Consider the following 12,683-nt stretch of genomic DNA (forward strand, 5'->3'; position numbering starts at 1 on the left):
AGCCATTGGTTTGCAAATTGCAACCTTCAAACTTTACACCATTTTAATTGGTTAGGTTCTCCAAACTAAAAACTCCCAACTCCGAACTATTTAGCTGCGTTCTCAATTAACGAAAACAAATATTTCAATGCATTTTCATGTCCGTTAGGGATTTCTGCGCTGATATCAGCCGAAACCAATCTGCCTTTTATCGGGTTCGATTTCATGTACACATTGCCCATTTTTTCTAAAGTGCTGTTAAATTTCTTAGCGGTTTCTACTCCGCCAATTTCCGAATCAGGAACTTTACCCACCAGGTTTTTGGCATTAAATAAAAAGCTGAAATTGTTTTTGCTCAATAAATCTTTATGCAACTTGCTGATTTTATTAGTGTATTGATTATTACTGATGCTTTGCATCTCGCTTAACGAATTGCCAAAAAACACAATGCCATCTTTGATCATAAAGTAAATATCAACCGGACTTTTCTTTTCCTGGATTTTATAAATGTTGTTTTCAACCGTTACCATGTTTTTATGGATGCCATATTTAATCAGTTTGTCAATCAACCTATGGTCTTCTGATGAGAACATAAAAAGGAAATCGGGCAAAGTTTCATTTTTGGTTTTTGTTACTTCTTTCTGTTTGTAATCGTCGTCGTATTCGTAAGTGGTGTAGGTAACTTCTTTGGATTTTAATCCGTTTATAACGAACAGGGCATCACCTTTAATTACTTTGCTTACCGCTTCTTCATCCAATAAAAGTGAAAACAGGTCGGTTCCAAGATCTATTTCTTCATCCATTTTGCCTCCTAAAAAAGAGCCGTAGGTCTGTTTTAGTAATTTTGGGAATTCTTCCAGATATGCTTTGGTATCAATAGAATAGCTCATAAAACCAAGGGCTTTTTCGCTGTTTACATAATTCAGGAACTTTTTATTTAATTTCCGGTTCATGATTTTTTTATAAGCGTCAGCCTGTTCCTGGGCCAGTTCTAAACCTGTAGAAATGCGGAAACTTTTATTATCCATAAAAAGTTTAGCGTTTAAGCTGCCATAACCAGTCATCAATCCTGCTTTGCCATAAGTACCAAATTCTGGCGAAATAGAATTGTAAACATCCTGTAAGCTCGATACCCAAAGCTCTGCTATGGCTTTATTATCCAAACTTGCGGTATAAGATTTATTGCTTTCTATGGATTCGTAAGTACCGTTGAAAATCTGATCGGCCTGAGCATTCATCCAGGTAAAAGCGAGCCTTTTTTTCTTGGCATCCTGCTCTGCCCGTTCCTGTTGGTAAGCATCATATTGTTCATTAATTTGACCGTGTACAGGAGTTATGCCCGTTCTATCAACTGTTTCTTCAGGATAGATGACATCAAGAGGTTGATCCTTAACTTTTTTCGCTTTTTTAGAAGTTTTCTTTTTACCTGTTTTTTTTGTTGCAACAGTTTTTTTAATATTCTTTTTGATTGTCGGTTTTTTCTGAACTTTTGCTTTTTCAATAACCGGGGCTTCAACAACTTCAACCATAGGCTCGGCTGTAACCGCAACGGCAGAATCTGCTAATACTGCTGTGCTATCAACTGCCAGCGCATCATCGCTCTGGAACCTGATATCTTTTATACCGTAGCGCGCAGATTTAGCCGAATCGGCAAAAAATGAACTTCTAATACTGCCGGTTACAAAATAAAGCATGTTGTTGTTCCATTTAACGATGCTGGTACTATCAGGCAAAACCATGGTACGGATATCACCCTGCTGGCTATATTTTTTCTCTTTGTTATTAATCAGGCTTTCAAATTTCTTTGCATCCTTTATCGGGATCAAAAAACAGTTGTAAGTAATACTATCGCTCAACTGGTTAAAGTAGTACATATTTTTCTCCAGGTTAATACCGAAATCTTCAATACTGGTAAAATTTTTATCTAATGATTTAGAAGTTTCCGTTAATAACTTTTTGCCTACAAAAGATTCGTTAAAATCTTTTACAAACATCAGTTTAAAAACATTGTCGCCTTTAATGGTGGCCACTGTGAAAGCATTTGAAGGGATTTTTTTGACCAGATCCTGCGCCTGCGTCAGGTTAAATGATAAAAAGAGGGAGATGGCAATTAGAATTTTTTTCATTTAGATAGATTTTCTTGTAGTAGTAGTGATGATTTTATTTAGATAGTTGTATGGTGTTCGATGCGTTAATTTTTCCGTTGATTAAATCCATGATGCTGCTTTTTAACATTACGGCCTTTTTAGATTTCGACACATTTGATGCCGGGTTGGTGCTACTTGTTACAGGAGATTCGAAACGATAGATGCTCGTATAGGTTGCACCATTAAAAACAGCTTTGTCTTTTGCCTTCAATTTGTTAAATTCAGTTTTAGCCGTGCCTATCGCCTGGTATTTCCTGCTAAAGGTTTTTGTGGTTTTGTTGTAAGCATAAGATGAGGTATTGGTAGCCTTAATTTTCTGTTGCGCCAGAATGTTTTTAGTAATGTTATTGATATTTGAAACATCCTTAAAAGAAAAACTGATGGTAGCGATGTAATTGTTAAAATCGCTGCTGCTTTTTACGTTCGATATGCCTTCTGATTTTTTTAAATAGGCCACCGCTTCATTCAGTTCCTGCTGAATTTTCTGCCTGCTGGGCACTTTGTAACCCTGTACACTATCCAATAGCATTACCGAAGCCACCTTGGTTTTACTCTGGCTTAAATTAATGGTAAGAATAACATCGCCTGTACCATCATTTTTCATGCTGATTTCTTCGATCACTTCAAAACAGGAACTTAAAACGGGGATCAGCAATACAAATAACAGCAGCTTATAAAGTTGTTTCGGGTGCATATTTAAGAGGTTTATGTTTTACAATGAAATGTAAAAAAGAAATGATTATCTGATGGACCAAACTTAAGAATTTCAGTCCGGACTTTTAAGCGATTTAAGATATTCGCAAAAATGGATGATGAATTTTGTCATTCTTTAAAATATTGTGCCTCAAAAATCAGGTAATTGTCAATATAAAGACAAGAAAAATGTAAAAGAATGCTTGCTAAGCCTATTTTTCTATCTTTGTTGCCAGCTTTTACAATACATATCAACATGAAGAAAAGTGCAATCATTGGGTTAATTACCATTGCTATTTCCGTAGGGATTTTATTTAGCTTAAATGCAAATACCGATACCTACTCTAATTTCAAACAGGCCACGCTTTCTGGTAAAGAAGAGCATGTTATGGGCTACTGGGAAAAATCAATGGGTACTTATTACGACGCTTTAAAAGACGCCAACCATTTTTCATTCCACATGAAAGATGAAAAAGGAGAAGTGAGAGAGGTAATCTATGCAGGTACCAAGCCACAGGATTTTGAAAAATCTGAAAAACTGGTATTGATCGGTAAAATGGATCAGGACAAATTCTACGCATCGAAAATTTTAATGAAATGCCCTTCTAAATATAACGATAACCTGGTAGAGGTGAATAAGGACGGCAAAGTTGAAGAAGTAAGCAAAGACGGCGGGAAAAAATATAACTAATTTATTTAATGGATATTCAATTTGTAGGCGAACACCTGTTACCAGGTAAAATCGGACAGTTTTTTATTGTTCTGGCATTTAGTGCATCATTACTATCTACCATATCGTATTTTTTTGCCAGTCGCGATAAAAATTTAGAAGAAAAATCCTGGAGAAACTTAGGCCGGATTGGATTTCTGATCAATTTTGCGAGTATTATTGGTATTGGTGCAATTTTGTTCTACCTCGTTCTTGGTCACTACAACGAATACAGTTATGTTTATTTCCACTCTTCAAAAGAACTGCCGGTTTATTATATCATTTCGGCCTTTTGGGAAGGACAGGAGGGAAGTTTCTGGTTATGGGCTTTCTGGCAGTCGTTTTTAGGCGCATTGTTAATCTGGAAAGCTAAATCGTGGGAAAATCCTGTAATGACGGTTGTCGCTTTTTCTCAGGTGTTTTTAAGCTCCATGTTATTGGGAATTTCGATTTTCGGTGAGCGTATCGGAAGTTCTCCGTTTATCCTGTTAAGAGATGCTGTTGATTTAAAAGCCATGGCGCCGGTTGTTTTTGCCAATCCAGAAAACTTTAAAGATTACCTTAAATTTATTACCGATGGCAGAGGTTTAAACCCATTATTGCAAAACTATTGGATGGTAATCCATCCGCCAACCCTGTTTTTGGGTTTTGCCAGTATGGTAGTGCCTTTTGCATATGGAATTGCTGCTTTATGGCAAAAAAGATATAAAGAATGGATTAAGCCTGCTATGCCATGGACGCTTTTTGCGGTAATGGTTTTAGGTACAGGTATTATCATGGGGTCGTTCTGGGCTTACGAAGCATTAAACTTTGGTGGTTTCTGGGCATGGGATCCGGTTGAAAACGCATCACTGATTCCATGGTTAACCTTAATCGGAGCGGTACACGTAATGATAGCCTATAAAAATACAGGTCATGCTTATTTTACTGCAATTGCCCTTGTATTTTTAAGTTTCTTATTGGTACTTTATGCTTCATTCTTAACCCGGAGCGGAATTTTAGGTGATACTTCTGTACACTCGTTCACCGATATGGGCATGTTTGGTCACCTGATCCTTTATAATGTGGTGTTTGCTGTTTTGGCAGTAGCGTTAATTGTAATAAGATGGAAGGAATTGCCGATTACAACCAAAGATGAAGAAACTTACTCCCGCGAATTCTGGATGTTCATTGGTGCTTTAGTGGTAACCATTGCCTGTATCCAGGTAATTTTCTCTACTTCAGTTCCGGTATTTAACAAAGCATTTGGCACTAATTTTACGCCGCCTATTGATGCCGTTAAATATTACAACCAGTGGCAGGCTCCATTTGCAGTATTAATTACGTTAATTTCTGGTTTCTCTCAATATTTAAAATATAAAAGAACCGATCCGCGTAAATTTTACAGCAGTTTAGTATCTGCCATTATTTTCTCGATCGTATTAACTGCAGGTTTGGTATATGTAGCCGATATTTATACCAACACCATGTACATCCTGATTACCTTTAGCTGTTTATTTGCAGTGCTTTCTAACGCTGCAATTTTATACCAGGCTTTTGGTGGAAAGGCCAAACTGGCCGGATCTGCGATTGCACACATCGGTTTTGCTTTCTTAATTTTAGGGGCGCTGATTTCTGCTGCCACCAACAAACCTTTATCCATCAATGCGAATAATTTTATTCCGGTAAAGGATTTTGAGAAAACGGAGAAACCTGGCGAAAACATCATGTTATATAAAAACGAGCCTAAAAAGATGGGCAAGTACACCGTAACTTATGTTAGCGATACCACAAAAGCTCCAAACACCATTTACGAGCTTAATTTTAAAGTAATAGATGAAAAAACCGGTAAGGTTAAAGAAGACTTTAACTTACATCCACATGTGCAGGATAATGAGAAGATGGGCTTAATTGCATCTCCTGATACCAAGCATTATTTAACATACGATGTTTATACCCACATTACCAGTGCAGCCATTAAAAAAGAATCGCACGGTGATCACGAAGGTCATTCGGATGATGAAAATTATAAAGAGCCACGGATTGTTAAGGTTTCGGTAGGGGATACCATCCATACCACCAGCGGAATTGTAACGGTTAAAGATCTGAACAGAAAACCTACCGCTAAGGATTTAGCTTTGGCACAAGGTGATTATGCGGTTGGTTTACCATTAGAAATTAATGCTGCCGGAAAGATTTATAACACAGAGCCTATTTTCTTAATAAAAGGAAATAATACTTTCGATTTCGCCCGTAAAGTGGAAGAATTAGATTTGAAATTCCGTTTCTCAAGGGTTTTACCGGACGAGAAAAAAGTAGAGTTGCAGATTTTTGAAAAACCGCAGCAGGCTAAAGACTGGGTTGTTTTTAAAGCTATTGAATTTCCATTCATCAATTTATACTGGGCTGGTACTATTGTAATGGTAGTGGGTTTCTTACTTTCAATTTTTAGAAGAAGAAAAGAGGCCAAAGCCGCATAAAATCATGAAAATTGTTTTATTAGGTTCTGGAAATGTTGCCACGCACTTAGCAAAAGCTTTAAAAAGCAAAGGCGAAGAGATCGTGCAGGTGTACAGTCAAAACCTGGATAATGCAAGCTTATTGACGCAATTGATTGGCGCTGAAGCTATAGCTGATTTAAATGAAGTTAAGCAGGATGCTGATTTATATATCATTTCGGTAAAAGATGATGCCATTGGAACTGTTGCTGCATCTTTAAAAAAGGTTAATGGTTTGGTGGTACATACTTCTGGCACTACCGATATTGATGTTTTGGCTTCGCAGGTAAGAAAAGCAGGGGTTTTTTATCCGCTACAAACTTTTTCGAAAAGCAAAGAAGTTTCATTTGAAAATATTCCACTTTGTATCGAAGCAAGCGATAGTGACCAGTTAGCTATTTTAAGCAATTTGGCTCATAAAATCAGCAGCCAGGTTTATGAGTTGGATGGGGAGAAGAGAAAAGTATTGCATCTTGCTGCCGTATTTGCCTGTAATTTTCCAAATCACTTATATGCGTTAGCCAATAAAATTTTAAACCAGAATGGTTTGGATTTTGAAATCATCAGGCCTTTGATTGCTGAAACGGCCGACAAAGTAATGGCTAATCTGCCCGAAAATGTGCAGACGGGACCAGCGGTACGGGACGACGAAAACACTTTAAATAAGCATTTGAGCATGCTAAATGATATGCCCGAATTGCAGAACATTTATCAAACACTAAGCAATAGCATAAAATTAATGCCGAAATAGCATAATTACGGCTTTTGCTTGTTACTTTTGCAAAATAATTATGAGCATTTTTAAACTAAAAATAAATTTTGAAGAAGCAGATCACGAATCTATTGAATTGCCAATAGCAGCGGGCGAATCTGTTTTAGATGTTTGCCTGGATAACGGAATCGAATTACAACACAACTGCGGTGGTGTTTGTGGTTGCAGTACCTGCCATGTATATGTAACAAAGGGCATGGATAATATCGAAGAGATTTCTGATAAAGAAGAAGATTTTATTGATAGGGCCGTACGTCCGAAAATTACTTCCCGTTTAGGCTGCCAGTGTGTGGTAATTAACGGCGATATTGAAGTAACCATTCCGGACCAGTCTGGTTTTATGGGGCACTAGTTAGTCTGGAGTCTAAAGTCCTTAGTTCCCAGTCTGAAACTTTTCAACATTAAAACTTTACAACATTTAAACCTTTTTCAACAACGAACAAACAAAACATGAACAACGATAAATTTGCCTTACCTTTTTACTGGAACGATTACGAAGATATTGCAATGTCTTTATATGAGAAATTTGGCGATGATTTTACCGAAGCCAAAATCTACCGTATCCGCTTTACCGAACTGTTAGAATGGGTATTGTCTTTACCAAACTTTAAAGGTACACGTGAGGAAAGCAGCGAAGGCCATTTAGAGCAAATCCAATCGGCCTGGGTTTACGAGTGGAGAGATAATCAGTAATTAGTCATGAGTTCGGAGTCTTTAGTCCTGAGTCGGCTTAACTCCTAACTCCAAGCTTAAAACTCCCAGCTAAAAATGTTTCTCCAAAAACTAAAAGAGATTACCACTTTCATTTTCGATGTAGATGGTGTGCTTACCGATGGATCTGTTCAGGTTACTGATAATGGTCAGTCTCTGCGTACTTTTAACATTAAAGATGGTTATGCCATGCAATTGGCAGTAAAAAGGGGATACAACGTTTGTATTATCTCCGGCGGTGATGGCATTGCCATGGGCAAACGTTTCTTTAACCTTGGTGTAACCGATGTTTTTCTTGGTACCGGAGATAAGGTGGCCATTTTTAATCAATATCTTCAGGATAAAAACATTACAGCTGGCGAAGTGCTCTACATGGGCGATGATATTCCGGATCTTAAAGTGATGAAACTAGTAGGCCTTCCAACCTGTCCGGCTGATGCTGTAGAAGAAATCAAAGCCATTTCTACATTTATATCTCCTTACAATGGGGGCAAAACCGCTGTCCGTGATATTATCGAAAAAGTAATGAAAGTACAGGGCAGATGGCATGATGAAAATCCAAACGCCGCTGATTCGGGGAAATAGGTTTATTGGTTCAATGGTCGTTAGTTAATTAATAATTGCTAGTAGAACATTAGTCACTACCATAAGCGCAATTGTCATCCTGAGCGTAGTCGAAGGATCTCTCTACAAGTATTTTCAAGAAATAATTTAGTAGTAGGTTTCTACACTTGGTCATTGTAAATTAAATATTGGTCATTCACTTTTTGCGATTGTCCTCCTGAGCATAGTCGAAGGATCTTTAGCTACGCACTACCTACCAGAATGACCTTCCCGTTATAAATCTTCCTCCTTAAAATTTGCAATAAATAAGATTATATGCGAAATTTACATTGATAATTTAATCAATCGATTGATTAAATTATCAATGTAAAAATGTTAATTTTAATAATATGAGCACATACCTTGTACCCGTAGATTTTTCTAAAACGGCAGATCATGCTGCCAGATATGCCGCCAGGCTGAGTTTTGCAATGGAAAACTCAAAAATTATCCTGCTTAATGCTTACTATGTTTCCGAATATGAGAGCATTCTGCCAACGCCGGATATGGTAATTACTACTGATGAGCACATTGCTGATGAAATTACCAAAAGGATGGAAGCCCTCGAAAAATTAAAGGCAAAAATGCTGGAAATAAATGCTCAGGCTGAAATAGAAATTTACCTGACAAGAGAAACGTTGCTAAGATCAATTATCGATCGGGTAAACAGGGAAGAGATAGAATTGATTATTATCGGTAGCAACGGTAAAAAAGCTAAAGATGAAAGTGATATCGGTTCAAATGCCATTAAAATTTCCAAATCAAGTCCGGTGCCGGTTTTGGTTGTACCGCCTAAAGCGGGTTATCAATCTATCCGTAAAGCCATTTTAGCCTGCGATTTTAAAAAGGTTAAAGAGGTAATCCCAATGCATGCCTTAAAAAATATCCTGAGCAAACATGCTCTTGAACTTCTGGTTCTCAATATCAATTCTGGTCATACCATCGACTCGGAAGAAGAACATTTTTTACACGAGATGCTCAAAGATTTTTCTCCGGCCTACCATTATTCCGATCATCCGGATACGATTAAAGGCATTGTGAAATTTGCTAAAAGTGAAGAAGCACAGCTGATTATCGCGCTACCCAAAAAATATAGTTTTTTCGAAAGCTTGCTGCACGAAAGTGTATCCCAAAAACTGACGATTAAATCGCATGTACCTGTGCTGTTATTGAAAGATTAGTTTGTATTAATCTGCAACAGCTAAGTTACATTTACAGATTAAACTTTTGCTTTTTTACACACTCCAACATGCTCAATTTTCAACCAAAAACAACAAAAACAACATGAAAAAATTAATGATGATTTGCGGATTGATGCTAGGAATAGCTGGTTTCGCTAACGCGCAACAAGGTGGTGGACAAGGCAGAATGATGATGAAGCCTGAAGAACGTGTAAAACAGTTAGACGAAAAATTAAAGTTATCTGATGATCAAAAAACAAAATTAACAACTGTTTTTACTGAGCAGGCAGAAACCATGAAAAAAATGCGTGAAGAAATGCAAGGTGGCGATAGAGATGCGATGAGAGAGAAAATGCAAAAAATGCGTGCCGATAACGATGCAAAAGTGACTGCAGTATTAACAGACGATCAGAAAAAAACTTACGAAACCTGGCAAAAAGAGCAACGTGCCGAAATGGAAAAACGCAGACAAGGTGGTGGAAACAACTAAATCTTGTTAAAATATTAAATAAGAAAGCGGCTTTATGCCGCTTTTCTTATTTTAGCAAAAAATTAAAATATGCCTGTAAATTTTCCTCCTATCGTTTTAGCCTCCAAATCGCCACGCAGGCAAGAACTTTTAACCCTAATGGGCCTAAACTTTAAAGTAGAATTAAAAGATGTGGATGAAAGTTATCCTGATGGTTTAAGTCCGGCAGAAATTGCAGTTTATATTTCCGAGCAAAAAGCAAAGGCTTTTACCGGAGATGGCGAAATTGTAATCACCGCTGATACCATTGTAGCTTTAAATGGCGAAATTTTGGGTAAACCAACTGATCGTGCACATGCACAGGAAATGTTACATAAACTATCAGGAAGTACACATGAAGTTTTTACAGGTGTAACCATTGTTAAAAGAGATAAAAGCCATTCTTTCTACGATAGGACAGAAGTTTATTGTAAAGCGGTTACAAGCGAAGAAATCGATTTCTATATCGACAACTACCAACCCTTTGATAAAGCCGGAAGTTATGGCGTGCAGGATTGGTGGGGCATTGTGGTAGTAAAACGGATTGAAGGCTCTTACACCAATGTAATGGGGCTACCTACCGAGAAGCTTTATAACGAGTTGTTAAAATTTATTTAAATCTCTTTGTGGAATTTTCTTAAGATTTTCATCATCTAAGAAAACACGCCACATGAAAACGAGAATTAACGAAGTTACCATTGCCGAACCCTGCTCACAAAACTGGGACGAAATGGAAAAAGGAGCAGGTTTTAATTTCTGTACAGCCTGCAGCAAAAACGTAATCGATTTTTCAGGTTATACCAGCGCCGAAATTATTCAGGTATTGGCCAGTTCAGGCTCTTCTGTATGTGGTCGCTTAAGCCAAAGCCAGCTAAATCAGCTTAACCTTCAATTATCCATTGTACCAACCCGTAACCGGAACTGGATGAAATATCTTGGTGTACTGGCTATTGGTATGAGCATTTTCGTAATGGATGCAAGGGCTGAAAACCTTAAAATGCCAATTGAAATCACAAAAAGTATAAATAACAAAACGGATGATAAAAAGCCCGTTGTACCCAAAAAAATATATGGTTACGTTATTGGCGCAGATAAAAAGCCAGCTGCCGGGATCAGGTTATCCATTCTTGACACAAAATACGCCACTTTAACCGATAAAAACGGTCGCTACGAAATTCTTTTAGATAGTAAGTTTAATAGCAGTAAAAACCAGCTGATTGTTGAAAGCATCCGTTATTCTGCGTTTTTAACGCTCGATTTTTTTAAAGAGAAACAAAATAATCTTCAGTTAAAAAAAGCTGAACCGATGATTATGGGAGAAATTGCAATTATGCCAATTAAGAAATAATCCTAAATTAATATACGCTAACTCGGTGATCCATCTGCTGATGGATCATTTTTTTTATGTTAGGCTGGCCAGAACACCCATTTTTAAATCATATGTAGACAGTGTTAACCTGTTTATTTTCGACCTGCCCAATACATAATTTGTAATCAAAGCAGCAATTACAATCATATCAACCCTTAAAGGGATTATTCCAGGCATTGCAGATCTTTCCTGATGAGTTGAATTCAGTAATTTTCCTGCTATTTCGGTATAATCGTCGAAACTAAATCCGAAGGTTTTAGCCTTGCTAATGTCTGTTTTCAGGTTATTTTTTCTGATCATCAATTCTGCAAAGGTTTCAAATGCACCAGCTGATCCGATCAGCACTTTTGGCTGGTATTTTTCGCAGATGTTGAAAAGATCTTTGAGCTGATTTTGAACATGGAATAAAATGGCATTTTTGTCCTCATCCGAGATCGGGTCTGATTTAAAAAATTGCTGCATTAAACGTGCGGCGCCAATGTTATAACTTTTTTTCCAGATCAGTTTTTCGGTATCACAAAGGATAAATTCTACACTTCCGCCCCCAATATCCATAATGAGCGAAAGATCGTTAATGGCACCACTCAGCTTAACACCCTGGTAAATCAACTCAGCCTCTTCGTCTCCGCTAATGGTTTCGATCGTTATTCCGGTGTGTTCTTTCACAGCTTTAACAAAATCCTGTCCATTTTCGGCACTCCGAACGGCTGAGGTGGCAGTAGCCCGAACTTTATCAGCTTTGTATTTGGCAATGGTATGACTAAAATCTTGAAGGCAATTTACACCTCTCTCAAATGCTGCAGGAATGATGATGTTATCGTTAATTCTTCCTTCGCCCAGTTTAACCGGCACATTAGTTTTGTAGAGGATCTCCAGTTCTTTTCCGGCTGTTTCGGCAATAAGCAAGTGGAAGGTATTGGTTCCAAGATCGATAACGGCAACGCGCATATTTTTAATTTTTATTTTTTGGAAAGCAGAAACAGTAATTCTTTGGAGGCTATGGTCCTGCTATTCATTAAATTTCGTTAATGTTAGTGCTAAATTAAAGTTAGTTTGCCGAAATACCATTGCTATCAGGTTTATTTTTTCAGGGTTTGTGGCCTTTGGCAACATAGCGATTCGTAAAAATTTAGGCTATTGCCCGGCTCCATAAATAGTAGTACCAGCCACTGTTAGTAAACGGGATAGTAGCGGCAGCTCCCGATTCTTCATCGGGACTATAGCGTATAGCCCGGCTAACATTAAAATAAGCACTGCAATTGCTTTTCAAAAGGCTTAAATTTTTGAGCTATTTTCTTTTTTTGGAAAGCAGAAACAGTAGTTCTTTGGAGGCTGTGGTCCTGCTATTCATTAAATTTCGTTAATGTTAGTGCTAAATTAAAGTTAGTTTGCCGAAATACCATTGCTATCAGTATCTATGTAATAAAAGTGATCTTAGTTCAAGTGGTCTTTAGCAGCCACAATTGTTAAATTTAAACAAACAAGAGAACTAAGATCATGACAAATTTAGCAGAAAAATTAGATTTTAGCGGTC

Annotated in this window: 14 protein-coding genes; 10 read left to right on the forward strand and 4 right to left on the reverse strand. The window is 37.4% G+C overall.

Features of this window, described 5'->3' with window-relative positions; translation table 11 throughout:
* Positions 1–86 precede the first annotated feature (86 nt).
* Positions 87–2,105, reverse strand: coding sequence for a hypothetical protein (locus tag ABD769_RS03605; protein WP_344849498.1), 2,019 nt, complete (start codon positions 2,103–2,105; stop codon positions 87–89).
* Between the two features lie 34 nt (positions 2,106–2,139).
* Positions 2,140–2,820, reverse strand: a complete 681-nt coding sequence (locus tag ABD769_RS03610; protein ID WP_344849501.1) for a hypothetical protein — start codon at positions 2,818–2,820, stop codon at positions 2,140–2,142.
* Positions 2,821–3,075: 255 nt separating this feature from the next.
* Between ABD769_RS03610 and ABD769_RS03615 the strand changes: the two genes are divergently transcribed.
* From ABD769_RS03615 to ABD769_RS03660, 10 genes are all read left to right on the forward strand, one after another.
* Positions 3,076–3,510 carry a cytochrome c maturation protein CcmE domain-containing protein gene (locus ABD769_RS03615; RefSeq protein WP_187593832.1) on the forward strand — a complete coding sequence of 145 codons (435 nt, stop codon included), beginning with the start codon at positions 3,076–3,078 and terminating at the stop codon, positions 3,508–3,510.
* 8 nt (positions 3,511–3,518) lie between these two features.
* Positions 3,519–5,987, forward strand: a complete 2,469-nt coding sequence (locus ABD769_RS03620) for a heme lyase CcmF/NrfE family subunit (protein ID WP_344849504.1) — start codon at positions 3,519–3,521, stop codon at positions 5,985–5,987.
* A 4-nt stretch (positions 5,988–5,991) separates the two neighbouring features.
* Positions 5,992–6,756: a Rossmann-like and DUF2520 domain-containing protein gene (locus ABD769_RS03625; RefSeq protein WP_344849506.1), complete on the forward strand. Its 765-nt coding sequence runs from the start codon at positions 5,992–5,994 to the stop codon at positions 6,754–6,756.
* Between the two features lie 40 nt (positions 6,757–6,796).
* Positions 6,797–7,129 carry a 2Fe-2S iron-sulfur cluster-binding protein gene (locus tag ABD769_RS03630; RefSeq protein ID WP_025143142.1) on the forward strand — a complete coding sequence of 111 codons (333 nt, stop codon included), beginning with the start codon at positions 6,797–6,799 and terminating at the stop codon, positions 7,127–7,129.
* A gap of 98 nt (positions 7,130–7,227) precedes the next feature.
* Positions 7,228–7,470 (forward strand): Fe-S cluster assembly protein IscX, encoded by a 243-nt coding sequence (gene iscX / locus ABD769_RS03635; RefSeq protein WP_025143141.1) that lies wholly within the window; start codon positions 7,228–7,230, stop codon positions 7,468–7,470.
* 75 nt (positions 7,471–7,545) lie between these two features.
* Positions 7,546–8,073: a KdsC family phosphatase gene (locus ABD769_RS03640; RefSeq protein WP_344849512.1), complete on the forward strand. Its 528-nt coding sequence runs from the start codon at positions 7,546–7,548 to the stop codon at positions 8,071–8,073.
* A 368-nt stretch (positions 8,074–8,441) separates the two neighbouring features.
* On the forward strand, positions 8,442–9,272 hold the full coding sequence (locus ABD769_RS03645; RefSeq protein ID WP_344849514.1) for a universal stress protein: 831 nt from the start codon (positions 8,442–8,444) through the stop codon (positions 9,270–9,272).
* Positions 9,273–9,375: 103 nt separating this feature from the next.
* Positions 9,376–9,762 carry a Spy/CpxP family protein refolding chaperone gene (locus ABD769_RS03650; protein WP_316827665.1) on the forward strand — a complete coding sequence of 129 codons (387 nt, stop codon included), beginning with the start codon at positions 9,376–9,378 and terminating at the stop codon, positions 9,760–9,762.
* Between the two features lie 69 nt (positions 9,763–9,831).
* Entirely contained in the window at positions 9,832–10,398 is a 567-nt protein-coding gene (locus ABD769_RS03655; RefSeq protein WP_344849518.1) for a Maf family protein, read from the forward strand.
* 52 nt (positions 10,399–10,450) lie between these two features.
* On the forward strand, positions 10,451–11,128 hold the full coding sequence (locus ABD769_RS03660; protein WP_344849520.1) for a hypothetical protein: 678 nt from the start codon (positions 10,451–10,453) through the stop codon (positions 11,126–11,128).
* Between the two features lie 54 nt (positions 11,129–11,182).
* Here ABD769_RS03660 and ABD769_RS03665 read toward each other — a convergent pair whose 3' ends face one another.
* On the reverse strand, positions 11,183–12,097 hold the full coding sequence (locus tag ABD769_RS03665; RefSeq protein ID WP_344849522.1) for a Ppx/GppA phosphatase family protein: 915 nt from the start codon (positions 12,095–12,097) through the stop codon (positions 11,183–11,185).
* A 181-nt stretch (positions 12,098–12,278) separates the two neighbouring features.
* Positions 12,279–12,419 carry a hypothetical protein gene (locus ABD769_RS03670; RefSeq protein ID WP_344849524.1) on the reverse strand — a complete coding sequence of 47 codons (141 nt, stop codon included), beginning with the start codon at positions 12,417–12,419 and terminating at the stop codon, positions 12,279–12,281.
* Between the last annotated feature and the right edge of the window lie 264 nt (positions 12,420–12,683).

The sequence above is a fragment of the Pedobacter jeongneungensis genome, assembly GCF_039538295.1.
Classification (GTDB): domain Bacteria; phylum Bacteroidota; class Bacteroidia; order Sphingobacteriales; family Sphingobacteriaceae; genus Pedobacter; species Pedobacter jeongneungensis.